This is a genomic window from Sinomicrobium halophytocola (genome assembly GCF_052983395.1).
This window is the reverse complement of record NZ_JBRKIT010000035.1, coordinates 128,205-150,930: the sequence shown is the minus strand read 5'-3', so window position 1 is coordinate 150,930 and position 22,726 is coordinate 128,205. Positions and strand designations below refer to the sequence as shown.

Annotated in this window: 26 protein-coding genes; 20 read left to right on the top strand and 6 right to left on the bottom strand. The window is 43.4% G+C overall.

From position 1 onward, the window contains the following. Nucleotides 1-73 precede the first annotated feature (73 nt). Entirely contained in the window at nt 74-301 is a 228-nt protein-coding gene (locus ACVBDY_RS14680; RefSeq protein ID WP_123216352.1) for a PspC domain-containing protein, read from the bottom strand. A 57-nt stretch (nt 302-358) separates the two neighbouring features. Further along, nucleotides 359-1,633, bottom strand: coding sequence for a DUF2851 family protein (locus ACVBDY_RS14675; RefSeq protein WP_447176219.1), 1,275 nt, complete (start codon nt 1,631-1,633; stop codon nt 359-361). 242 nt (nt 1,634-1,875) lie between these two features. Between ACVBDY_RS14675 and ACVBDY_RS14670 the strand changes: the two genes are divergently transcribed. From ACVBDY_RS14670 to creD, 3 genes are read left to right on the top strand one after another with little or no spacing between them, the layout of a single operon-like run. Beyond that, the gene (locus tag ACVBDY_RS14670) at nt 1,876-2,484 is read left to right on the top strand and encodes a hypothetical protein (protein WP_447176218.1); all 609 of its coding nucleotides are present in this window, start codon (nt 1,876-1,878) and stop codon (nt 2,482-2,484) included. Between the two features lie 3 nt (nt 2,485-2,487). Beyond that, nucleotides 2,488-2,784 carry a winged helix-turn-helix domain-containing protein gene (locus ACVBDY_RS14665; RefSeq protein ID WP_447176217.1) on the top strand — a complete coding sequence of 99 codons (297 nt, stop codon included), beginning with the start codon at nt 2,488-2,490 and terminating at the stop codon, nt 2,782-2,784. Nucleotides 2,785-2,836: 52 nt separating this feature from the next. Then, on the top strand, nt 2,837-4,213 hold the full coding sequence (creD, locus tag ACVBDY_RS14660) for a cell envelope integrity protein CreD (protein WP_447176216.1): 1,377 nt from the start codon (nt 2,837-2,839) through the stop codon (nt 4,211-4,213). A 59-nt stretch (nt 4,214-4,272) separates the two neighbouring features. On the opposite strand, the gene ACVBDY_RS14655 is transcribed toward creD, so the two are convergent. The 3 genes from ACVBDY_RS14655 to ACVBDY_RS14645 all read right to left on the bottom strand — a co-directional run bounded on the left by ACVBDY_RS14655 (nt 4,273) and on the right by ACVBDY_RS14645 (nt 5,882). Next, nucleotides 4,273-4,584 carry a rhodanese-like domain-containing protein gene (locus tag ACVBDY_RS14655; protein WP_447176215.1) on the bottom strand — a complete coding sequence of 104 codons (312 nt, stop codon included), beginning with the start codon at nt 4,582-4,584 and terminating at the stop codon, nt 4,273-4,275. A 123-nt stretch (nt 4,585-4,707) separates the two neighbouring features. Further along, entirely contained in the window at nt 4,708-5,322 is a 615-nt protein-coding gene (locus ACVBDY_RS14650; protein WP_447176214.1) for a thioredoxin family protein, read from the bottom strand. Then, complete coding sequence (locus ACVBDY_RS14645) at nt 5,319-5,882, bottom strand: TlpA family protein disulfide reductase (RefSeq protein ID WP_447176213.1); 564 nt, start codon at nt 5,880-5,882, stop codon at nt 5,319-5,321. Before ACVBDY_RS14645 ends, ACVBDY_RS14650 begins: the two co-directional genes overlap by 4 nt. A 300-nt stretch (nt 5,883-6,182) precedes the next feature. On the opposite strand from ACVBDY_RS14645, the gene ACVBDY_RS14640 reads away from it, so the two are divergent. The 12 genes from ACVBDY_RS14640 (at nt 6,183) to ACVBDY_RS14585 (ending at nt 15,505) form a co-directional block, all read left to right on the top strand. After that, complete coding sequence (locus ACVBDY_RS14640; protein ID WP_447176212.1) at nt 6,183-6,599, top strand: MarR family winged helix-turn-helix transcriptional regulator; 417 nt, start codon at nt 6,183-6,185, stop codon at nt 6,597-6,599. A 33-nt stretch (nt 6,600-6,632) separates the two neighbouring features. After that, nucleotides 6,633-7,265 (top strand): NAD(P)H-dependent oxidoreductase, encoded by a 633-nt coding sequence (locus tag ACVBDY_RS14635; protein ID WP_447176211.1) that lies wholly within the window; start codon nt 6,633-6,635, stop codon nt 7,263-7,265. 44 nt (nt 7,266-7,309) lie between these two features. Further along, nucleotides 7,310-7,888, top strand: coding sequence for a YceI family protein (locus ACVBDY_RS14630; protein WP_447176210.1), 579 nt, complete (start codon nt 7,310-7,312; stop codon nt 7,886-7,888). Nucleotides 7,889-8,198: 310 nt separating this feature from the next. After that, nucleotides 8,199-9,593: an anthranilate synthase component I family protein gene (locus tag ACVBDY_RS14625; RefSeq protein WP_447176209.1), complete on the top strand. Its 1,395-nt coding sequence runs from the start codon at nt 8,199-8,201 to the stop codon at nt 9,591-9,593. A gap of 30 nt (nt 9,594-9,623) precedes the next feature. Beyond that, nucleotides 9,624-10,202, top strand: coding sequence for an anthranilate synthase component II (locus ACVBDY_RS14620; RefSeq protein ID WP_447176208.1), 579 nt, complete (start codon nt 9,624-9,626; stop codon nt 10,200-10,202). Between the two features lie 71 nt (nt 10,203-10,273). Beyond that, the gene (gene trpD, locus ACVBDY_RS14615; protein WP_447176207.1) at nt 10,274-11,266 is read left to right on the top strand and encodes an anthranilate phosphoribosyltransferase; all 993 of its coding nucleotides are present in this window, start codon (nt 10,274-10,276) and stop codon (nt 11,264-11,266) included. Between the two features lie 79 nt (nt 11,267-11,345). After that, nucleotides 11,346-11,705 (top strand): four helix bundle protein, encoded by a 360-nt coding sequence (locus tag ACVBDY_RS14610; RefSeq protein ID WP_447176206.1) that lies wholly within the window; start codon nt 11,346-11,348, stop codon nt 11,703-11,705. 75 nt (nt 11,706-11,780) lie between these two features. After that, nucleotides 11,781-12,569: an indole-3-glycerol phosphate synthase TrpC gene (trpC, locus tag ACVBDY_RS14605; RefSeq protein WP_447176205.1), complete on the top strand. Its 789-nt coding sequence runs from the start codon at nt 11,781-11,783 to the stop codon at nt 12,567-12,569. Further along, nucleotides 12,570-13,253, top strand: a complete 684-nt coding sequence (locus ACVBDY_RS14600) for a phosphoribosylanthranilate isomerase (protein WP_447176204.1) — start codon at nt 12,570-12,572, stop codon at nt 13,251-13,253. Beyond that, nucleotides 13,238-14,470 carry a tryptophan synthase subunit beta gene (gene trpB, locus ACVBDY_RS14595; RefSeq protein ID WP_447176203.1) on the top strand — a complete coding sequence of 411 codons (1,233 nt, stop codon included), beginning with the start codon at nt 13,238-13,240 and terminating at the stop codon, nt 14,468-14,470. The genes ACVBDY_RS14600 and trpB overlap by 16 nt, the downstream gene beginning before the upstream one ends. A gap of 41 nt (nt 14,471-14,511) precedes the next feature. Further along, a complete protein-coding gene (trpA, locus tag ACVBDY_RS14590; RefSeq protein WP_447176202.1) occupies nt 14,512-15,279 on the top strand; it encodes a tryptophan synthase subunit alpha in 768 nt (255 codons plus the stop codon). Nucleotides 15,280-15,367: 88 nt separating this feature from the next. Then, complete coding sequence (locus tag ACVBDY_RS14585; RefSeq protein WP_447176201.1) at nt 15,368-15,505, top strand: 30S ribosomal protein THX; 138 nt, start codon at nt 15,368-15,370, stop codon at nt 15,503-15,505. A gap of 59 nt (nt 15,506-15,564) precedes the next feature. Here ACVBDY_RS14585 and proS read toward each other — a convergent pair whose 3' ends face one another. After that, entirely contained in the window at nt 15,565-17,040 is a 1,476-nt protein-coding gene (proS, locus tag ACVBDY_RS14580; RefSeq protein WP_447176200.1) for a proline--tRNA ligase, read from the bottom strand. A 97-nt stretch (nt 17,041-17,137) separates the two neighbouring features. On the opposite strand from proS, the gene ACVBDY_RS14575 reads away from it, so the two are divergent. From ACVBDY_RS14575 to yidD, 5 genes are all read left to right on the top strand, one after another. After that, nucleotides 17,138-18,256 (top strand): hypothetical protein, encoded by a 1,119-nt coding sequence (locus tag ACVBDY_RS14575; RefSeq protein WP_447176199.1) that lies wholly within the window; start codon nt 17,138-17,140, stop codon nt 18,254-18,256. A gap of 117 nt (nt 18,257-18,373) precedes the next feature. Then, nucleotides 18,374-19,885 carry an OmpP1/FadL family transporter gene (locus ACVBDY_RS14570; RefSeq protein ID WP_447176198.1) on the top strand — a complete coding sequence of 504 codons (1,512 nt, stop codon included), beginning with the start codon at nt 18,374-18,376 and terminating at the stop codon, nt 19,883-19,885. Nucleotides 19,886-20,202: 317 nt separating this feature from the next. After that, nucleotides 20,203-20,883 (top strand): GTP cyclohydrolase I FolE, encoded by a 681-nt coding sequence (gene folE / locus ACVBDY_RS14565; RefSeq protein ID WP_447176197.1) that lies wholly within the window; start codon nt 20,203-20,205, stop codon nt 20,881-20,883. Nucleotides 20,884-20,911: 28 nt separating this feature from the next. Beyond that, nucleotides 20,912-22,399 (top strand): cysteine--tRNA ligase, encoded by a 1,488-nt coding sequence (gene cysS, locus ACVBDY_RS14560; RefSeq protein WP_447176196.1) that lies wholly within the window; start codon nt 20,912-20,914, stop codon nt 22,397-22,399. Nucleotides 22,400-22,429: 30 nt separating this feature from the next. Continuing rightward, nucleotides 22,430-22,675, top strand: a complete 246-nt coding sequence (yidD, locus tag ACVBDY_RS14555) for a membrane protein insertion efficiency factor YidD (RefSeq protein WP_447176195.1) — start codon at nt 22,430-22,432, stop codon at nt 22,673-22,675. Nucleotides 22,676-22,726 lie beyond the last annotated feature (51 nt).

Genomic DNA, 22,726 nt, shown 5'->3' with positions numbered 1-22,726 from the left:
CATATTTCAATTATTAAAAAAGCGGAAAAACAGTTAAAACATTTCTTCTAAAAGAAAATGATAAGGCATTGTACTAAAGATCAAAGACAGAAGTCCGTTTGGTATATACCATATCCTTAAGTTTAAGCACAAAAGCCAGGGTAAGATAAACTGCAAACCATATACCGAAGGTGGCAAAGGAGACATATATAAAAAACAATCGCACGTTTTTTGCCTTCATGCCAAGCCTGTCGGCAAGACGGGAGGATACGGCGAAACCGTGCTTTTCAAAAAAATACCGGATGTTGTTCAGTGTTTTCACGGACGCTAAGATAAACAATTATTAAAAATACACCTTGAAATACTCCAACTCCATCCCCTAACGTTTCAGTAGTTGATGACCTATTGTACACTCCACGCAACGATTTTCCGAACAATAGGTATTGTATAACTGTAGCAAAGCCTGGCTATCCCTCGCATTTTCCGGCTTCACTCCCAGTGAGACATATTTATCCGTGATTCTGTTCTTTTCCGGTTTCAGGTTGGCCGCTATATCGAGTATCGCCGCATTGACATCTTTCCCCACATGGCGTGCATAACAGAACTTAACGGGAATTACGGTGTTTATCAACAACAGGTCTGTAAAACTTCCGGTGAGGGATTTTGCCCGTTTTCCGGAGATTTTCCCGAAGGTATAATGATTTTCCCAGTACCCGGAGGCCTTGCCGTTAAACAGATCGAAGAAATCAGATATAGTACCCGCCTCCATCGCGGAAGCGAACAGTGTTTTCCTCGTAAAATACAAATTGGCCAGTTGGGATAATCGCAGGGTCGGGAAGTTCGCCGGTCGCAGCCTGTGAAAACGGGGACTGATCACTCCTGTACGTGAAAGATCAAATTTCCTTTTCAGGTAAACGTATTCCTTTTTTAACGCTTTCATGTAAGAATCGGGCGCTTCGTTCTCTTCCAGCAGACCTGCCTGACCAAAAAGGAGAGCTTCCAGCTGTAACAGGTTTCCCTGGACTTTGCGGACAACACTATAACTCACCGAATCGGCTATACTCCGGAAGGAATCCCCGTTAACCTTGAGTCCGAAATTTTTCATCAGGTTTCGGAAAAAGACAGCTTCCCAGTCATTTTTAGAATCTTCCAGGTCCCTGAAAACGGCAAGGGACTTTTGTTCCAATCGTTCAAAGAACAGCCTCTCCAGGTAGTTATCCCGTAAAAAACGGTCCACTTCACCGATTTCCCTTTCACAATTAATAAAGTTATGCCCTTTTTTTAAGAGAGTCTCATAATTTTTATAAACCCTTTCGGGTACGAGATGCTTCAATTCCACAGCAGGAATCACAGAATTATCATTGCGGAAAACAGGCATATCATCTTCCCATACTACATGAAGTATTACATTATCGTAAGCCATATCCTTTTCATGGTGATGCACGTACCAATCGGAAGATTTAATGTGAACCTCCACGTTCCCGGCCCATACTTGGCCGTCTATACGAAGCTTCGCATTGAAAAAATCTGGCCCGGATAAATTGTTGTGCTGTCCAGACGCCAGCACCTCCACCTTCTCGCGAGCAGATGTGTAAAGCTCTTCTCCTCGAAACTTCTGAAATTTCCACAGGTAATGCAAAAAGTCTTCTTTCATATAGGTGAAAAAGGATGATTGATTAATAAAGTTCTTTGTCGAAAAAACGAATAAATATATAAAATTGAGATAATTGCACCAAACACCAAGAAGCACTGTACAGGACAAACGTATCTTCAAACCCAAGCTTTCTGCATACGATGCGTTTGCCCTGAAGCACTACCCTCCTGATCTCATATTTTATCCAAAAAAGTTGCGTGTTTCGTTTTTAATAATAACTTTGCATTTCAAAGTACTTTAAAGTGGACTCAAACAAATACTTAAAAGACATAAGCGATATCAGGGACCTGATGCAAAAGTCCTCCCGCTTTATTTCACTCAGCGGACTGTCCGGGATTCTGGCGGGGATATACGCCCTTATCGGTGCTGCCGTAGCTTACTTGCTGGTCGTCAATTCAGCCAGGCAATATCTCATCCTGGACGGTTACATTTTCCGGATGATACTCCTCGACCTGTTTTTTGTTGCCTTCTTCAGTATTATTACAGCCATTTTCCTGACTACACGAAAAGCTAAGAAAAACGGGGAAAAAGTCTGGGACAGCTCATCACGAAGGCTTATTGTTAATTTCCTGATACCTATGGTCGCAGGCGGGCTGTACATACTCATTATACTCGATCAACAGAAATACGGACAAACCGCTGCATTGATGCTTATTTTTTACGGACTTGCTCTGGTAAATGCATCTAAATACAGTATCGGCGATATCCGGTACCTCGGATATATAGAAATCCTGCTGGGACTCATTTGCGCTCTGTTTCCCGGTTACGGGTTCTGGCTCTGGGTAGCCGGTTTTGGCGTGATGCACATTATATACGGGCTCCTCATGTATTACAAATACGATAAGGCATAAGTTTTGAGCATTATAGACGATATAAATAAAGCCTTTGATCACCGTGTACGCCTGGGGATAATGTCCGTACTTATGGTGAATGAATACGCAGATTTCAAAGGATTAAAAGAACTCCTGGACGTCACGGACGGAAACCTGGCCAGCCATACCAAAGCCCTGGAACAGGCGGGATATGTAACCATTCGAAAACAATTCATAGGACGGAAACCAAACACCAGGTATATGGCTACCTCTTCGGGAAAAGCAGCTTTTCAAAAACATCTGGACGCCCTGGAAAAACTCATTAATAGAAACGAATAATTTTTTTATCTACAAACTTTGAAATTCAAAGTACTTTAAAACAAATAAAACTATGGAACAATCTCAAAAAAACACCAGCAGATTCGGAAACTGGATCAGGACATCCATTACCGCACGAATGTTTATGATAGGTTTTTTAATACTTGTTTTGCTGATCCCCCTTTCCTTCATCAAAGACCTGATCCGCGAAAGGTCGCAACGGAAACAGGACGTCATGAACGAGATCAGTAAAAAATGGGGCGGTGAAGTTTTGTTTTACGGACCTGTTATGGAAATACCTTTTAAAACCTTTCAGGAAAAAACAGTAGTCGACGAAAGCACAAAAAAAGTATTTACCGAAACCATAGAAAGTGTTGAGTATGCTTACTTCTTTCCGGAAACCCTGAATATCGATGCCAAAGTAGATCCGGAAGAAAAATATTACGGAATCTACAAGACCAGTGTTTACGAAAGTGCCATGAACATATCCGGCGCTTTCACCAAACCGGATTTCAGCGAAAAAGAAGTCGATGAAAAAAACGTGTTGTGGGACAAAGCAAAGATAATTTTCAGGATGTCCAATCAAAAAGGGGTCAGCAATAAAGTGGAAATCCGGCTCGGGGCCAATGCTTACGGATTCAAATCCAGGTATACGGCTAACGACATCTACGAAACTTCCTCGTCAACACTTAACACCCTGGAAAGTACGTCGTTAAAAATCGAGGATATTCCTACGGAAAAGGCCGTCGGTTTCAGTATGGAACTCGACATTAAAGGTAGTCAACAAATAAGTTTTATTCCCGCCGGCAAGCAAACTACGGTAAATGTCTCTTCCGATTGGAAAACAGCAAATTTTTTCGGAGAATTTCTTCCGTACAACGACGATAAGGTACATGAGAACGGTTTTGACGCGCGGTGGAAAGTACTGGATATCAATCGTCCGTTTTCACAACAGTACTTTAATCAACTCCCCCTGTTAAATTCGTATGCTTTCGGGGTAAACTTTATGATCCCGGTTGATGAGTACCAAAAAAGCGAGAGGTCTGCCAAGTACGGCTTTATGGTTATCTGCCTTACTTTCCTGGCTTTTTTCCTCATCCAGACCATGAGCAGGATCAATATACACCCTTTCCAGTACCTGATGATAGGACTTGCCCTCACCATGTTCTATACCCTGCTGATCTCTATTTCCGAGCACAGTAATTTCTTTAAGGCCTACCTCGTTGCGGGAATTTCCGTTATTGCACTCATCACGGCTTACTCCGTTTCCATATTGAGGTCCAAAAGCTTTCCCTTATTTATATTCCTCTCCCTTACCGCACTCTATTCCTTTATATATATTATCATACAACTGGAAAATTACGCACTCGTGGTCGGAAGTACGGGGTTGTTCCTTATACTCGCCATTGTAATGTTCGTGTCCAGGAAAATAGACTGGGGTAACAGTTAAAGATCAAACATATCCCGCCTTTTCCATCCGTTCCCGAAGAGCAAAGGCGGGATACATCATTATTCTGCAATATCACCTTCCCATTCCAGGATACCTCCCAGCAGGTTATGGGCTTCTTCAAATCCCAACTGGCCCATGATAGCACAGGCCTGTGCGCTTCTGGCTCCGGAACGGCAATACACATAGTAGGTTTTGGATTTATCGAGCTTTTCCAACTCATCAATAAAACCTTGTCCCTGACGGATGTCAATATTTACCGCATCGGGAATATATCCTTCCTCGAATTCCTCCTCAGTACGGACGTCCAGGATAACCGCATTGTCATCATTTTCCAGTTGCTCCACCCATTCCTCTTGAATTAAATCTGCCATAGTATTCTTCTTTTTTTCAAAATTACACAAAACAAAAAAACCGGGACAACTAGTCCCGGATTATTTACCTGATATTTTCTCCCTTTCTTCACCGGTCTGTCAACCGGCAAACAGGGGTGATGATTATTTAATGCTACACCCTATTGCCTTAGTGGTGGTTATCCTTATTTCCTTTCCGCCCAGCATGGCATTCACCGCATCTTCCACATAACGCGTCTCTACGGAAGTCACATCCTGGTAATTATCATCTATGGCCCCTATATAACGCACTTCATTTCCTTCTTCCTTTTTTTCCAGCAGAAAAACGTGAGGCGTCCGGGTGGCCCCGTACCTTGGATAAATCTCCTGACCTTCATCCAGCAAATACGGAAAACCAAACCCCTTTTCCGCAGCGCGCGACTGCATGTCCTCAAAACTGTCCTTTGGGGATTTCTTCGGATTATTCGGATTGATAGCTATAACAGGAACACCCATTTTCTTGTACTTTTTATCCAGGGCAATAATCCTGTCCTCGTAAGCCTGGGCATACGGACAGGTATTACAGGTAAATATTACCAGGTAACCCTTTGCCTCCCGGTAATCAGACAGGGAAACCATTTTACCATCTATGTTCTTCAGGCTGAAATCCTCAGCGAGGTCACCTATCTGGTAACCATCGTCATTGGCAGGAATATCTGCCGAAAAAGAACTCATTGCCAGTACAACGGCGAGCAATAAGAAGGTTCTGATTGTTTTCATTTCGTATCAATTAAAGCTTTCAGGTTGTTTTCCAGATCTTCGTACGTCAAAGACGATTCGTAAAATGCCCGGTTAGTTTTATTATATATAAGCGTTGCCGGTATAGCACCCGACCATTCTTCATTTACTTTGGAAATCCAGTCATTTTGTTTAGGATCGTCCAGCACAATCACCTCTGATTCCAGTTTTTTCTCCCTGACAAAAGGAAGTAGTTTCTTTTCGAAAGTCCCGTGCATATCCAAACTTACCAGCACCACTTCAACTTTTTTGTCCGCATATTCCTTTCGGAGGCGTTCGAAATAAGGTAATTCTGCAACGCAGGGTTTACACCAGGTCGCCCAAAAATTAATAACATAAGTTTTGTCATCCTGCCGATGCAAAAACCGTTCAAAACCGGCAAAATCGTATACATCGATTTCCCGGTCTCCGTCCGTAACCACATCTTTCGGCGGAAGTTCCCGGATATTTGTTTCTGCTTCAGCTATTTCAGCTTTCTTACTTCCGTCCGTCTTACAGGAAACCAAAATTACAAAAAACGCACAGGTAATACATAGTTTCATCTCTATAATTTTTTATCCGGAACCGGCGGGAGGATCGTAAAACCCATACCAGGGAAAGTTATTTCTCCTATTCCGGGATTCATCAATAAAAACACATTACAAATAATCCTGATCACTAATTATTAATATGTTAGCCCCAGTACAGTGCTTTATAAAGGTAGCAACAACCAATCCGGAGACAAGCGTTTTAACAAAATTTTATCAAATAAAAATTCGTCGGGAATAAAAAACTCACTTATATTTGTACCTACAAATGTTGTATGAACAATGAAAATTGAAGAGGTCATAAAAACGCAAAACATGCAAAACCATACCAGGACAGTGATAAACCTGGTTTATACGGCAAACGAAATAAGTAAAAAGATCTCCGACGCGATCAAACCTTTTGATATTTCCGTACCTCAATTTAATGTTTTACGTATACTGAAAGGCCAAAAAGGCCGGCCCGCAAACCTGTCCACCATACAGGAACGTATGATTGCCAAAATGAGCAATACCACCCGTATTGTAGATAAACTGATAGACAAGCGTTTTGTAGAAAGAATACAATGCCCTCAAAACCGGAGAAAGGTTGAAATTTACATAACCAAAGACGGTATGGCACTATTGGAAAGGGTAAATATTGCTGTTGCCAATGTGGAAAAAGAGATTATAAGCAAACTGGATGAAGAACAATTGGAAACCCTTAACCGGGTACTCAACACCATACGCAGTTAAATATATATAGAACCAAATATAATTGAATTTAATATGAATACTATTATCGAATCATTGAACTGGAGATACGCCACCAAAAAATTTGATCCTTCCAGAAAAGTGTCTGCCGAAGACCTCAGTACTCTCAAAGAAGTAATCCGTTTATCTGCTTCTTCCTATGGCATGCAACCCTATGAAGTTTTTGTCATAGAAGACCCGGAAATCCGGAAACAACTAAAAGAGGTTTCCTGGGGACAGCCTCAAATTACAGACGCTTCTCACCTCGTTGTATTTGCCAACAAAATTGATGTTACCGCCAAGGATACCGAGGCTTATATGAACCACATCAGTAAAACGAGAAGTATTCCTGTAGAGAACCTCTCCGGTTTCAGTGATGTAATCAACAATACTGTTGTGCAATTACCACAGGACTTGAAGAGTACCTGGGCTGCCAAACAGGCATATATAGCGCTTGGAAATCTTCTGGCTGCCGCCGCACAGCTTAAAATAGATGCCTGCCCTATGGAAGGATTTGATGCTGAAGGATACAATAAGATACTCGGACTTACCGAAAAAGGACTGAATGCCGCAGTTATTGCCGCTATAGGTTATCGTTCTTCGGAGGATGAAATGCAGCATCTCGCCAAAGTAAGAAAACCGTCGGAAGTATTATTTACCTCTATATAATCATAAATACAAAGTTCAAATTCAAAAAACAAATTTCTGAAAACATGAAAAACAAATTCGCAAAAGCAGCATTGACCCTGGTTGTAGCCCTAGGTGCTACCGCATTTACTACCATCGATAAAGAAGAGAAAAAGGTAGATGTAACAACCAGTAAAGTTACATGGAAAGGTTATAAGGTAACCGGGTCTCACGAAGGGATAATAAATCTGAAAGAAGGTTCTTTAGTTTTCGAAGGGGATAAACTGACCGGGGGACAATTCGTAGTGGATATGACCTCTCTTACCAGTACAGACCTCGAAGGGGATTCGCAAGGAAAGTTAAATGGTCACCTGAAATCAGATGATTTTTTCGGGGTAGAAAAATACCCTACTTCCAACCTGGTGATCACTAAAGTAAAGGCCACGGGAAAAAATGCATATAAAGTAACCGGTGATCTTACTATCAAGGAAAAAACACATCCTGTTACCTTTGATCTTTCCGTATATGGTAACAAGGCCACCGGGGCTTTGAAAGTAGACCGGACCAAATATGATGTTCGTTATGGCTCCGGAAGCTTCTTTGAGAATCTGGGAGATAAAACCATCTACGACGAATTTGATCTCGTCGTGGACCTCAATTTCTAATCGGATCGGGAAAAAATAGCTATAATTCAGAATCCGGGCTCCTTTTACAGAAAGGGGCCTTTTTTAAGGATACGCAAAAAAAATGTTATAAAAGCATTTTACAACTTGTAATTTTCATTTTCCTTTCTATATTTGTATCCAGATAAAAGAGAAATGCATATTATTTTAAACAATACTTGGTGGTGGAGCAACTTACGTCAAAACGTCGTGAGCTAGACCCCTATAAAGTATTTTTAAAATCAAAATACAAAAGGCTTGTCAATCACGACAGGCCTTTTTTGTTTTCCGGACCTTTTAATTTCAAAATATAATGATACATCTGACCACAAATTACAAACAGATACTCGCAGACACCATAACCCCGGTAAGCGTCTACCTTAAAATACGCGACAGGTATCCCGGCAGCCTGTTGCTGGAAAGCAGCGATTATCATGCGAACAACAACAGCTTTTCCTATATATGCTGCAATCCTATTGCTAGCATCGAGATAAAAAAAGGGACTATCACGGAATCATATCCGGACGGAACTTCAACGCAAACCCCCATAGAGCAGAGCACCGATGTGCCCCTGGCCATACATAATTTCGCCAGGGCTTTTAAATCCAAAGACAACGGTTTTAAATTCATCAACAAAGGCTTATTCGGCTATATTGCCTATGATGGTGTCCGGTACTTTGAGGATATTGAGATATCAGAAAAGAAGGAAACGCTGGACATTCCGGATATTTATTATGCCGTATACCAAAATATTATTGCCATCAACCACTTCAAAAACGAAGCCTATATCTTCTGTCACAGTACCGATGGCACCAATAATATCCCGGAAATAGAACAATTACTGCAATCCAAAAATTTTGCCACTTACCATTTTACCAAAGTAAACGACGCAGTTTCCAACCTCACGGATGAGGAATATAAAAAAAGTGTGGAATATGCCAAAAAGCATTGCTACAGGGGAGATGTATTTCAACTGGTATTGTCCAAAAGATTCTCCCAGGAATTTAAAGGCGATGAATTCAACGTATATCGTGCACTCCGAAGTATAAACCCATCTCCCTACCTCTTTTTCTTTGACTACGGAAACTTTAAAATATTCGGCTCCTCTCCCGAGGCCCAACTGGTGGTAAAGAACAGAAAAGCGGAAATTCACCCCATAGCCGGTACTTTCCGCCGTACCGGAAATGACGAACAGGATACCGTTTTGGCCAAACAACTTGCCGAAGATGCCAAAGAAAATGCAGAACACGTTATGCTCGTCGACCTGGCGAGGAACGACCTCAGCAGGCATGGCCATGAAGTCCGGGTAGAAACATACCGTGAAGTACAGTTCTTTTCTCATGTAATTCACCTGGTATCCAAAGTCACCGGGAAATTACACGAACACGCATCGACCATGCAGGTAGTTGCCGACACCTTTCCGGCAGGAACCCTCAGCGGGGCACCCAAACACATGGCCATGCAACTCATAGACAAGTATGAGAACTGCAACCGAAACTTTTACGGGGGCGCTATAGGTTTTATGGATTTTGAAGGGAATTTCAACCATGCCATAATGATACGAACTTTTTTGAGTAAGAACCATCGGTTGCATTACCAGGCCGGTGCCGGGGTGGTATCCGAATCCATTGCCGAAAATGAGTTACAGGAAGTGTATAACAAACTCGGAGCACTGAACAAAGCCATGGACCTGGCCGAAAGTATTTAACCCGGACCTATTAACAAGAATACAAAACCGATGAAAACACAAAAAATACTGGTTATAGATAATTACGACAGCTTTACGTATAACCTCGTGCATTATCTGGAAGACCTCGGCGGCCAAGTAACCGTAAAGCGAAACGACCAGCTCGAACTGGAAGAAGCGGAACCATTTGACAAAATACTGCTCTCTCCAGGCCCCGGTATTCCTGATGAAGCCGGACTTTTAAAGGCTATCATTAAAAAATACGCCCCTACCAAAAGCATCCTGGGTGTATGTCTCGGACAACAAGCCATAGGCGAAGTGTTCGGCGGAAAAATCATCAACCTGAACAAAGTATATCACGGTGTGGCTACTAAGGTAAAAATAACCGTTAAGGACGAGCCGCTCTTCGAAGGCCTGGAACAGGAAATTGAAGTGGGTCGTTACCACTCCTGGGTCGTAGACCCCGAACTTCCCGAATCACTCGAAGCCACATCCTTTGATGAAAACGGACAGGTAATGTCTCTTCGCCACCGGGAATATGACGTAAAAGGCGTACAGTACCACCCTGAATCGGTACTTACCCCGGACGGAAAAAGAATACTCAAAAACTGGTTGAAACCAACCCCATAAAAAGAAGCTTTGCTTCCCTAACTAACAGGTAAAAGTGTACAGCTGTACACCTCAACCAAAAAACTTTCAAGATGAAAGAAATACTCAACAGGCTTATAAACCACGAAACCATTTCCAAGGAGGAGGCCAGGAACGTACTGGTCAATATCTCCAAAGGATCGTATAACACCAGCCAGATCGCTGCTTTCCTAACCGTATATATGATGCGGAGTATTACCGTTGAAGAACTGGAAGGTTTCCGCGATGCTCTTCTCAACCTTTGTATTGCGGTTGATCTTAACGGTTACGAAGCTATTGACCTCTGTGGTACCGGAGGTGATGGTAAAGACACTTTCAATATTTCCACGCTGGCATCATTTATAACCGCAGGTGCCGGGATCCCCGTTACAAAACACGGTAACTACGGGGTCTCCTCCAAATGTGGCTCCAGCAATGTGATGGAGTTTCTGGGCATTAAATTTTCCAATGACCCGGACTTCCTGAAACGGTCTATCGGGGAAGCAAACATATGTGTATTACATGCTCCCCTGTTCCACCCTGCCATGAAAAATGTTGGCCCTATCCGGAAAGAACTTGCGGTAAAGACTTTTTTCAATATGCTGGGGCCAATGGTAAATCCCGCCTTCCCCAAAAACCAGATGGTTGGTGTTTTTAACCTGGAACTGGCCCGTATGTACGGATATCTTTACCAGAATACAGATAAAAATTATACCATACTCTATGCCCTCGACGGCTATGACGAACTGTCCCTTACCGGTCCGGCAAAAGCCATTCGCAACCAATCGGAACAAATGCTGATCCCGGCCGATTTCGGCACGGAACTATTGGCCCCGGAAGCTATCAAGGGGGGGGAAACCATAGAAGACTCCGCTGCCATTTTCATGAATGTCATAAGCGGAAAAGGCACGGAAGCCCAGAACAATGTCGTATGTGCCAATGCGGGAATGGCCATCGCCACCGTAAATAACCTGCAACCGAAAGAAGGATTTGAAATAGCCAAAGAAAGCCTGTCCTCCGGTAAAGCACTAAACGCTCTTAAGAAATTACAGGAGATCAGTCGGTGACGGGTGACGGGTGACGGGTGACGGGTGACGGGTGACGGGTGCAAAATTAATTTAAACGAACCAATACACTACATAAAAAATGGAAGCTAAGTTTAAATTCGAAAAATTAATTGTCTGGCAAGAAGCTATGGATCTGGGAGAAAATATACAATTACTTTCTGAAAGTTTTCCTTCCAGGGAAACCTTCAACCTCACATCACAATCATGCCGGGCAGCAGATTCTATTGCATTGAATATCTCAGAAGGAAGTATTGCACAATCGAATCCGGAACAGAAAAGATTCATCGGATATGCTATACGTTCCCTGGCTGAAGTAGTGACTTGCTTACACAAAGCCAGGAGGAGAAATTACATCCGGGTGAATGAATTCGAAAGATTTTATACACAGTCATTTTCCTTGATGAACAAATTAATCGCCTATAAAAACAGCTTAAGATAACGAAGTACCGAACATCGGTCCTCCGTCATCGGTCATCGTCCAAAAAATATTAATTAACATCTAAAACACAATCACATGTCTAACATTTTAGACAAAATAATAGCCGACAAACGCAAAGAGGTAGCGCTTAAAAAAAGTGTTGTTCCGGTTTCCCAACTGGAATCTTCCGCACTCTTTGATCGCAATACAGTTTCCCTGGCATACAGTCTGAAAAACAGTAACACGGGTATTATAGCCGAACATAAAAGACGTTCCCCTTCCCGGTCTGTCATTAATCAAAGCCTGAGTGTTGCCGATGTGGCCCGCGGATATGAAAAGGCAGGTGCCTGTGGTATGTCGGTACTCACTGATGGCAAGTATTTCGGGGGTTCTCTGGAGGATTTATTACAAGCCAGGGCCGTAACACAGTTCCCCCTGCTCCGTAAGGAATTCATCATTGACGAATATCAGCTTCTCGAAGCCAAAGCACACGGGGCGGATGTAATACTCCTCATTGCAGCAGTATTATCACGGAATGAAATAAAAAACCTGGCCGAATTTGCCAAAAACCTGAACCTGGATGTTCTCCTCGAAGTACATAATGAAGAAGAGTTGCACAAGTCGCTCATGCCCAGCCTGGATATGCTCGGTGTGAATAACCGGAACCTGAAAACCTTTGAAGTAAGTATCGATATCAGCAAACAACTCTCCACCATAATCCCGGACGATTTTGTAAAAGTATCCGAGAGCGGTATCAGCGACCCGGAAACGATTAAAGACCTGCAAAAATATGGGTACAAAGGTTTTCTGGTAGGGGAAAACTTTATGAAAACCGAAAACCCGGGACAAAGTGCGGAAGCATTTATCGGAAAACTGAAAAACTAAATGACAGAAAACCTTCAACATACCGGTTATGGCATTCCGAAACTAAAGGTCTGCGGCATGAAACACCCGGAAAATATCCGGGCGGTTGCAACCCTGCATCCCGATTACCTGGGGTTTATCTTTTATGATAAATCTCCCAGGTATTTTAAAGGGGAAATACCGGATCTTCCGGCAGACATACGAAAAACCGGGGTGTTTGTAAACTCTTCCGTTGCGGAAATTATCGAAAAAGTTAATCAACACCATTTACAGGCAGTGCAATTACACGGCGGAGAACCTGCAGAATTTTGCGAGGAACTCCGGCATGCTTTACCCGGTATGGAAATCATCAAAGTGTTTTCCGTAAAGGACGAATTTGATTTCGGACAACTCCTTCCTTTTGAGAACACGGCAGATTATTTCCTTTTCGACACCAAGGGAAAACAGCCGGGAGGTAACGGATATACCTTTGACTGGAGGCTTCTTAAAGATTATCCGTCCGGAAAACCATATTTTCTCAGTGGCGGAATAGGTCCGGAAGAAGCGGATAAAGTCCTGGATTTCCTCAATAATCAGGAATATCGTAGGGTATCTTCCCTATGTTATGCTATTGACGTAAACAGCAGATTTGAAACGGAACCCGGATTCAAAAACACGGAAAAATTAAAAGAATTTAAATCGAAAATACTATGTCAACACCAGTAAAAACTTCTTCTCCCATCGGGGGAACTGCAGGTTCGGGCTCTTATCATGTAAGCGAGAGGGGCTATTATGGTGAATTCGGCGGGGCATTTATCCCGGAAATGCTTTACCCGAATGTGGAACAACTCCGCCAAAAGTACCTGGAAATAATGAGTGATCCTTCATTTAAGGAAGAGTTTAACCAGCTTCTGAAAGATTACGTAGGGCGTCCTTCCCCCCTTTACTTCGCCAAACGGATGTCCGAAAAATATGGCACCAGGATATACCTGAAACGGGAAGACCTCAATCACACGGGAGCTCATAAGATCAACAATACCATAGGCCAGATATTAATGGCCAGACGTCTCGGCAAAACCAGGATCATTGCAGAGACCGGGGCCGGGCAACACGGGGTGGCAACAGCTACGGTATGCGCCCTTACTGGCATGGAATGTATAGTGTATATGGGCGAAATAGACATCGCGCGCCAGGCACCGAATGTAGCCCGTATGAAAATGCTCGGGGCCGAAGTACGCCCCGCACTTTCCGGAAGCCGTACCCTGAAAGATGCGACCAACGAAGCTATCCGCGACTGGATAAACAACCCGGTAGACACACATTATATCATAGGATCGGCCATAGGCCCGCATCCATACCCGGATATGGTAACCCGTTTTCAAAGTATTATTTCCGAAGAGATCAGAACACAGCTAAAGGAAAAAGAAGGACGGGAAAATCCGGATTATGTCGTAGCCTGCATAGGAGGTGGCAGTAATGCTGCCGGTACTTTTTATCATTTTCTGGATGAAAAAGAAGTAGGTATTATTGCTGTGGAAGCTGCTGGTAAAGGTATCGATTCCGGCGAAAGTGCCGCAACCTCCGTTTTAGGGCACAAAGGAATTATTCACGGGTGCAAAACCCTGCTTATGCAGACCGATGACGGGCAAATTACCGAGCCCTACTCTATTTCCGCCGGACTGGACTATCCGGGCGTAGGGCCCATGCATTCGCACCTCTACACTTCGGGAAGAGCAACCTTTAAATCCATTACCGACGATGAGGCCATGAAAGCCGGAATGGAATTATGCAAACTGGAAGGTATTATCCCTGCCATAGAATCCAGTCACGCCCTTGCCATTTTCGAAAACACCAAATTCGGGAAGGACGATGTGGTGGTGGTAGCCCTGTCCGGAAGAGGAGACAAAGATCTCAATACTTATATAGACCATTTCGGGTTATAAGTCCCGTTAAAAAAAGTATAGATAACTAATCAGAAAAAAACATGATGACAAACAGGATACATCAAAAACTACGGGAAGATAACAAAGTCCTGTCCATATATTTTACGGCGGGTTATCCCGGTGTTGAAGATACCGTCCCCATTATAAAAAATCTTCAGGAAAGCGGAGTAGACATGATAGAAATAGGCCTTCCTTTCAGCGATCCGCTTGCCGACGGCCCCACAATACAGGAAAGCTCTGCCAAAGCCTTGAAAAACGGTATGACCACAGCCAGGCTTTTCGAACAACTGGAAGGCATTCGTGAAACCGTTCACATTCCTCTTATTATCATGGGATACTTCAATCCTATAATGCAATACGGGGTAGAAAATTTCTGTTCAAGATGCGCGGAAATAGGGATAGACGGACTGATCATTCCCGATCTTCCGGTAGACATCTATGAAGAAGAATACAAAGGCTTGTTTGAAAAGTATGGCCTGGCCAATATATTCCTCATTACCCCACAAACTCCGGATGAACGCATTCGTTTTATCGATTCGGTTTCGGATGGCTTTATTTATATGGTGAGTTCCGCGAGTGTAACCGGGGCAAAGAATACTTTCGGGGATATCCAGAAGCAGTATTTCGAACGCATTCACGACCTCCGGTTAAAAAATCCGCAGATCGTAGGCTTTGGTATCAGCAATGAAGAGACATTCCGGGCTGCCACCAAACTGGCAAAAGGGGCAATTATCGGTTCCGCATTCATAAAGTTCCTGAATGACAAGGGAAAAGACCATATTCCGGAATTTATAAATTCTATCCGGTAGCAGATCGGAACAAGGGAAACCTCCTTATATTTAGTCGTTTAATCATAATTTAGTAACTTGTGGCAAAGTTTAACCAAATGATTAAAAAATGGGAAAAGGAGACAAAAAGACGAAAAGAGGTAAAATAATCATGGGATCTTACGGAAAATTACGCCCCAAACGTCGAAAATTCAAGATCCGTTCTAAGCATGTCAAAGGCGAGACCGTCAATGCTGTGGATAAATAGACATTGCAGCAAAGTAATTGAAAAGAGGCATACCCGGACAGGTATGCCTCTTCCATCTGTTAATATGCTTTAGCAAACAACACTCTTCTTTTGGAAGGTTTACCACTATAAATACACGTTCCGTCCTCTTCTTTTGCATCCAGCGGAATACAACGGATTGTTGCCTTGGTCAGTTCTTTGATCGTATCTTCCGTTTCCGCAGTACCGTCCCAATGCGCAGAGAGAAACCCTCCCTTGCTTTCCAGTACTTCCTTGAATTCTTCGAAAGAGTTGACTTCGGTAATATGTGTTGCCCGGTGATTGAGAGCCTTTCGGTATATGCATTGCTGAATATCTTCGAGCAGCTCTTCTATTCTGGCTACCACATCCCCTTCCTTAACTATCTCTTTTTCCAGGGTATCCCGACGCGCCACTTCAAAAGTACCGTTCTCCATATCGCGCTGACCAATAGCCAGGCGAACAGGCACTCCCTTCAGTTCGTATTCGTTAAATTTCCATCCGGGCTTATAGGTATCCCGGTTATCGTACTTTACCGAAATTCCTTTACCACGTAATTCGCGAACAAGAGGTTCTACCTTTTCCGAAATGGCATCCAACTGTTCTTCTCCCTTATATATAGGTACGATTACGACCTGTATAGGCGCAAGTTTAGGAGGTAACACAAGACCGTTATCATCGCTATGTGTCATGACCAGGGCCCCCATAAGACGTGTAGATACCCCCCAGGAAGTAGCCCAAACGTAGTCCTGTTTTCCTTCTTTATTGGCAAATTTCACATCAAACGCTTTGGCAAAATTCTGTCCCAGGAAATGTGACGTTCCGGCCTGTAACGCCTTGCCATCCTGCATCAATGCTTCGATACAATAGGTCTCTATTGCCCCGGCGAAACGCTCGCTCTCCGACTTCACCCCTTTAATTACGGGCATTGCCATAAAGTTTTCGGCAAAATCCGCATAGATATGCATCATTTGTTCTGCTTCCGCCACAGCTTCTTTCCGGGTAGCATGGGCCGTATGCCCTTCCTGCCATAAAAATTCTGCCGTACGCAAAAACAGTCGTGTACGCATTTCCCACCGCACTACGTTGGCCCATTGGTTTATCAACAGGGGTAAATCGCGATAAGACTGTATCCATTTCCGATAGGTATCCCAGATAATCGTTTCGGAAGTCGGGCGAACAATAAGTTCTTCTTCCAGTTTGGCATCCGGATCTACGATCACTCCGCTTCCGTCCTCTGCATTCTTGAGGCGATAATGAGTTACCACCGCACATTCCTTGGCAAAACCTTCTACGTGGGCGGCCTCCTTGCTCAGATATGACTTCGGTATGAAAAGAGGAAAATAAGCGTTCTGATGCCCCGTTTCCTTGAACATACGGTCCAGTTCCGCCTGCATCTTTTCCCATATGGCAAAGCCATAGGGTTTAATCACCATACATCCCCTTACGCCCGAGTTTTCAGCAAGATCTGCCTTTACCACCAGTTCGTTATACCATTTCGAATAGTCTTCGCTTCGTTTTGTTAAGTTCTTACCCATTATCAGTAGTTTGGCACAAATATTGCGCTTCTGTTAAAGTAGAAAATAGTTTGGCAAAACTAACTATTTTTGTTATGTTCAACAATAAAATTTTGCAATGATGAATACTTTAAACCATATTAAAAAATTCCGTTTTTTACTGACTGGTGCAGTATCCGGGATTTTTCTCGTCTCCTGCGGATCATATCAGCAGGCTTCCTATTACGATTCCGATGGCATCTATAGTGATGCCACCGACTATAGTCATGCCGAAACTCCGCGGAACACCAGAGCGACACAATCATCTTCTTCTTCGAATTATCAGTCTTATTTCGCAAGGCAATCCGAACAATTCGAACAGATGACCAGCAACGATTATATTTTTACAGATATCGATTCGTACTCAAGTAATGAAGTAAACGATTCCACAGATATTGTTGCCGACAATTACAATTACGATTACCAGGGCGGATATCCCGGATGGGGTGATAATCCACAATCTACCTCCGTTAATATCTACAACAACTCCATGGGATGGGGTGGTGGTTGGTATGGTGCCGGATGGGGCGGATGGTACGGCCCCGGATGGGGAATGGGCTTGTATGACCCCTACTGGAATATGGGATGGGGTGGTTGGTACGGTCCCGGATGGGGCGGTGGCTGGTATGGTGCCGGATGGGGACTCGGCTGGAGTTATTGGGGCGGATATCCCGGATACTATTACAATCGCCCGTATTACAACCACTATCCGAGAAGAACCTATGCTTATACTAATTCCAGGAGATATTACAACCGGAACAATATAGCCAGTACGAACAGAAGAAATTCCTCTGCTTACCGAAACTCTTCGACAAACAGAAGATCATACCGGAACAGTGCCGATGTAGGCACAAACCGAAGCAGTACCAGCAGAAGGACTTATCGTAACAGTGCCAATGTAGGTACGGACAGAAATGGTACCAGCAGAAGGACATACAGGAACAGTTCTAATGTAAATGCCAACAGAAGCAGCACCAACAGGAGAACATATCAAAACAGTAATTCTACGTATAATCGTAGGAATTCTACGCCTACAAGGGCTACGCGTTCTTCCACCACCACAAGGAGATCTTATAGTACGCCTACACGATCTACAAGATCCAGCGGGTCATCTATGCGCTCTTCTTCACCGTCCAGGTCTTCCGGAGGAAGTACACGCTCTTCTTCATCCAGAGGTGGTGGCCGGGGAAGAGGCTAGGAACATAAAATTTATTCATCATTGCAAAAAGGTAAAAAATAATCGTGATACACTCCAATATCATGATTATTTTTTACCCAAAACAGACATATTGTTTTTTCTTAAAAAAGGACTCTCATGAAAAAAATACTGGCAATACTTGTAATCTTTGGTGCTGCAGCACAGACAAAAGCACAGACCATTAACGACGTACTACGATACGGATCGGAGAATTTGCAGGGTACAGCAAGGTACCAATCCATGAGCGGTGCATTCGGTGCCCTGGGAGGAGACCTTTCCGCTTTGAACACCAACCCCGCCGGATCGGCTGTCTTTACCAACGGAAGCCTTACTATTTCCGGTACGAGCTACAACACAAAAAACAAAACCAATTATTTCGGGGGACAGACCTCTACCGATGTTTCCGACTTTGACCTCAACCAGCTTGGAGGCGTATTGGTATTCCACAATACAAAAAACAATGCGGGATGGCGGAAATTTTCCCTGGCTTTTAATTTCGAGAAAGCAAATAACTTCGAAAACGAATTTCTAGCCGCAGGCAATGGCAATACTTCTATAGATGAATACTTTCTTAATTTTGCCCAGGGTATTCCTCTGGGAGATCTCGCCATTTTCAGTGATGAAAATATAGAAGATGCCTACCTCGATGTGGGAGCTTCATATGGATTTGGCCCGCAGCAGGCATTCCTCGGATATTACGGAGGTGTTATAGATCCCTTGTCTCAAACGGATAATAACACGGACTACGTGTCCAATGTAAATTACAACAACGGAACTGTAAATCATCGGTTTCTTCAGAGTACATCCGGGTACAATAATAAGTTCACTGTTAACTTTGCAGGACAATACCTGGAAGATTTCTACCTGGGGGCATCCCTCAACTTCCACGATGTACAATACGAAAAATACACCCAACTGGATGAGGATGGTTACGGCCCAGGAAGTAACCTGGAATACATAAATTTTGACAACCTTCTTCGTACTGACGGAAACGGTTTCTCCTTTTCTTTGGGTGGTATTGCGCGCGTAGGAGAAATGGTAAGAGTGGGATTAACATACCAATCCCCTACCTGGTACAGACTTACGGATGAACTTTCACAAAGAATAGGATCCGGTCTGGAAGATGAGAGAATAGGTTACATCAACTTTAACCAAGTTAATGTCTTCCCCGATCACAAAATACAGATCCCGGCCAAATACACCGGTAGTATGGCTGTCGTTTTCGGGAAACAGGGACTCATAAGCCTGGATTACAGTTACCAGGATATGAGTAATGCTAAGTTAAAACCTACATCCAATCCGGATTTTGCCGCAGAAAACGATTATATAAGTGATGTTCTGCAAGCTACATCTACCGTTCGGGTAGGAGGCGAATACAGGATTCAGCAATTCAGCCTTCGTGCCGGTTACCGTTACGAACAAAGCCCCTACGACAACGATATGATAGGAGACCTTAACGGGTATTCCCTGGGACTAGGTTATGACTTCGGTTCAGCCAGGCTTGATGCCGCCTTTAACCAGTTTATGAGAGACTATAAGTCGCAGTTATATGAAACCAGACTTACCTCTACTGCAGATATTGACAGCAGAAACACCAACGTAACGCTGTCTCTTACATTCAATCTTTAAAATATTATTTTATCCTTCCCTGTATGAATAACCATATCGGGAAGGATAAAGTTTTTTAGTTAAAAGTAAATTAAAGTTATAGGACCATTGTCATTATCTATACTTCAAAAAATAATTTGTCCTGTATAAATAACTATCTTTGCCTTTCCTTTTGCTTCAGATAAGCGCAGAGGTTTTTGAAAGACAATTTTCTTGCCGTAGTGTGAAGAATGCTCGTTACAAAAATCCTTATATTTGCGACATAGTAGCAAAACACAAACGAGAATATAAACACAGAATTATTCGTTTGTTTTCAGGAAAACATAAATTCCAAAACGATGAAAATAGACAAAGCCTTGGAAGAACACTTTGAAGAGATCGGTGACAACCATGTTTCATCATCCGCAGACACGCCTTTGAGGGAAGATGCTTTTGAACTGTCTGATGACGAAAAAATAGAAAAAATACAACAGGACGTATATAACATTATGGAAACCCTGGGACTGGACCTTACGGACGACAGTCTTAGAGGCACCCCGAGGCGGGTAGCCAAAATGTTTGTAAAGGAGATCTTTGCCGGGCTTCACCCGGAGAGAAAACCCAAAGCCTCCACATTTCAGAACAAATACAAATACGGTGAAATGCTCGTGGAAAAGAATATCACCGTATATTCTACCTGTGAGCACCATTTATTACCCATCGTAGGAAGGGCCCATGTGGCCTACATATCCAAAGGAAACGTCATCGGCCTTTCCAAGATGAACCGTATCGTGGATTATTACGCCAAAAGGCCACAGGTACAGGAAAGAATGACCATGCAGATCGTACAGGAACTACAAAGGGCACTTGGCACCAAAGATGTGGCCTGTGTGATAGATGCCAAACACTTGTGTGTGAATTCCAGAGGAATACGCGATATAGAAAGTAGTACGGTAACGGCAGAGTTCGGGGGTAAATTCAAAGACCCGGCCGTCAGGAGAGAATTTCTGGATTATATCAAATTAGAGACCGAATTTTAATTATATCCCAAAATTCAAGTAACCGAGAATGCAACTGTACCAAGATCAAAAGCTGAAGATATACAACTCACTTACAGGAAACAAAGAGATATTCGAACCCATCAACGAAAGCCATGTAGGCATGTATGTCTGTGGTCCCACAGTGTATAACTATGTACACCTGGGAAATTGCAGGACTTTTATCTCCTTTGACCTGATCTTCCGCTACCTGAAACATCTCGGTTACAAAGTACGGTATGTCAGAAATATTACCGATGCCGGTCACCTCGAAAACGACGCAGACGAAGGAGAAGACCGTATTGCCAAAAAAGCTCGCCTGGAACAGATCGAGCCGATGGAAGTTGTACAGCGCTATACCGTAGATTTCCACAACACACTCAACCGTTTTAACAACCTCCCGCCCAGTATAGAGCCTACGGCCACCGGGCATATCATTGAGCAAATAGATATTATCCGGGAAATCCTGGGTAAAGGCTTTGCCTACGAAGTCAACGGATCGGTATATTTTGATGTTATAAAATTCAACAACAGTACCAAATACGGGAAGCTAAGCGGACGGAATATCGAAGACCTCATCCACAATACCCGCGAACTCGACGGCCAGAGCGACAAGAAAAATCCACAGGATTTCGCCTTATGGAAAAAAGCGGAACCCCAGCACATTATGCGCTGGCCCTCTCCATGGAGCGAAGGCTTCCCCGGATGGCACCTGGAGTGTACTGCAATGAGCACCAAATATCTCGGGGAAAAATTCGATATTCACGGTGGTGGTATGGACCTGAAGTTCCCGCATCACGAATGTGAAATAGCCCAGGCAGAAGCCTGCAACGGACACTCCCCCGTCAATTACTGGATGCATGCCAATATGCTTACCCTGAACGGTAAAAAAATGGCCAAATCTACCGGTAACAACATACTTCCCAATGAAATTTTCACCGGGAATAACAACATATTGAATAAACCTTTTTCTCCGGCAGTTGTACGTTTCTTTATATTACAGGCCCACTATCGTAGTGTATTGGATTTCAGTAACGATGCCCTGGTCGCCTCGGAAAAAGGATTTAACAGGCTTATGGAAGCCGTTCACCTTTTGGAAGAACTTCCCGTTTCTCCCGAAACTTCCGGCATTGATATGGGAACATGGCAACAGAAATGCTACGATGCCATGAACGATGACTTTAACAGTCCGGTACTCATTGCCAATCTGTTCGAGATCGTTAAATTCATCAACCAGGTAAAAGAAGGAAAAGCCGGAATATCGGAAGACGACCTGACGTCACTTAAAAGTACTGTCCACGCTTTTATTTTTGATGTCCTCGGACTGGTTGACGTAACGGTTTCCGAGGAAAACGGAGCGGATAAACTTTCGGGTGTAGTAGAACTGCTTATTAACCTCCGGGCCGAAGCCAGGGCGAATAAAGACTTTGCCACATCCGATAAAATAAGAGATGAGCTGGCCGCTATGGGAATACAGTTAAAAGACGGGAAAGAAGGGACCACCTTCTCCGTCTCCTGATACTCTTGATTTTCAGAAATCCTTATACACATGAAATTTTTACTGAAAATACTCGCTTATCCGTTTATCTTTTTAGTAAAAATATACCAGTATCTGATCTCTCCTTTAACTCCTGCCACTTGCAGGTACACTCCCACCTGTTCGCATTACACGGTAGAAGCCCTGCAAAAGCACGGCCTGATAAAAGGTGGGAAACTCGCAATAAAAAGGATATTCAGTTGCCATCCCTGGGGAGGTTCCGGCTATGACCCTGTTCCGGAAAAAGATGACGATTAACTTACGGTTACAGATTACAGGTCGAAATTAAAAACTTGTAACTTACAACCT

What these genes read in the sequence shown, in the direction of transcription:
- proS (WP_447176200.1), bottom strand. Translation starts at nt 17,040, where the DNA reads ATGGGTAAGAACTTAACAAAACGAAGCGAAGACTATTCGAAATGGTAT.
- ACVBDY_RS14635 (WP_447176211.1), top strand. Translation starts at nt 6,633, where the DNA reads ATGAATACTATTATCGAATCATTGAACTGGAGATACGCCACCAAAAAA.
- ACVBDY_RS14620 (WP_447176208.1), top strand. Translation starts at nt 9,624, where the DNA reads ATGAAAACACAAAAAATACTGGTTATAGATAATTACGACAGCTTTACG.
- creD (WP_447176216.1), top strand. Translation starts at nt 2,837, where the DNA reads ATGGAACAATCTCAAAAAAACACCAGCAGATTCGGAAACTGGATCAGG.
- folE (WP_447176197.1), top strand. Translation starts at nt 20,203, where the DNA reads ATGAAAATAGACAAAGCCTTGGAAGAACACTTTGAAGAGATCGGTGAC.
- ACVBDY_RS14675 (WP_447176219.1), bottom strand. Translation starts at nt 1,633, where the DNA reads ATGAAAGAAGACTTTTTGCATTACCTGTGGAAATTTCAGAAGTTTCGA.
- ACVBDY_RS14575 (WP_447176199.1), top strand. Translation starts at nt 17,138, where the DNA reads ATGATGAATACTTTAAACCATATTAAAAAATTCCGTTTTTTACTGACT.
- ACVBDY_RS14570 (WP_447176198.1), top strand. Translation starts at nt 18,374, where the DNA reads ATGAAAAAAATACTGGCAATACTTGTAATCTTTGGTGCTGCAGCACAG.
- ACVBDY_RS14600 (WP_447176204.1), top strand. Translation starts at nt 12,570, where the DNA reads ATGACAGAAAACCTTCAACATACCGGTTATGGCATTCCGAAACTAAAG.
- yidD (WP_447176195.1), top strand. Translation starts at nt 22,430, where the DNA reads ATGAAATTTTTACTGAAAATACTCGCTTATCCGTTTATCTTTTTAGTA.
- trpC (WP_447176205.1), top strand. Translation starts at nt 11,781, where the DNA reads ATGTCTAACATTTTAGACAAAATAATAGCCGACAAACGCAAAGAGGTA.
- trpA (WP_447176202.1), top strand. Translation starts at nt 14,512, where the DNA reads ATGATGACAAACAGGATACATCAAAAACTACGGGAAGATAACAAAGTC.
- ACVBDY_RS14655 (WP_447176215.1), bottom strand. Translation starts at nt 4,584, where the DNA reads ATGGCAGATTTAATTCAAGAGGAATGGGTGGAGCAACTGGAAAATGAT.
- cysS (WP_447176196.1), top strand. Translation starts at nt 20,912, where the DNA reads ATGCAACTGTACCAAGATCAAAAGCTGAAGATATACAACTCACTTACA.
- ACVBDY_RS14645 (WP_447176213.1), bottom strand. Translation starts at nt 5,882, where the DNA reads ATGAAACTATGTATTACCTGTGCGTTTTTTGTAATTTTGGTTTCCTGT.
- ACVBDY_RS14630 (WP_447176210.1), top strand. Translation starts at nt 7,310, where the DNA reads ATGAAAAACAAATTCGCAAAAGCAGCATTGACCCTGGTTGTAGCCCTA.
- ACVBDY_RS14650 (WP_447176214.1), bottom strand. Translation starts at nt 5,322, where the DNA reads ATGAAAACAATCAGAACCTTCTTATTGCTCGCCGTTGTACTGGCAATG.
- trpB (WP_447176203.1), top strand. Translation starts at nt 13,238, where the DNA reads ATGTCAACACCAGTAAAAACTTCTTCTCCCATCGGGGGAACTGCAGGT.
- ACVBDY_RS14610 (WP_447176206.1), top strand. Translation starts at nt 11,346, where the DNA reads ATGGAAGCTAAGTTTAAATTCGAAAAATTAATTGTCTGGCAAGAAGCT.
- ACVBDY_RS14625 (WP_447176209.1), top strand. Translation starts at nt 8,199, where the DNA reads ATGATACATCTGACCACAAATTACAAACAGATACTCGCAGACACCATA.
- ACVBDY_RS14585 (WP_447176201.1), top strand. Translation starts at nt 15,368, where the DNA reads ATGGGAAAAGGAGACAAAAAGACGAAAAGAGGTAAAATAATCATGGGA.
- ACVBDY_RS14640 (WP_447176212.1), top strand. Translation starts at nt 6,183, where the DNA reads ATGCAAAACCATACCAGGACAGTGATAAACCTGGTTTATACGGCAAAC.
- trpD (WP_447176207.1), top strand. Translation starts at nt 10,274, where the DNA reads ATGAAAGAAATACTCAACAGGCTTATAAACCACGAAACCATTTCCAAG.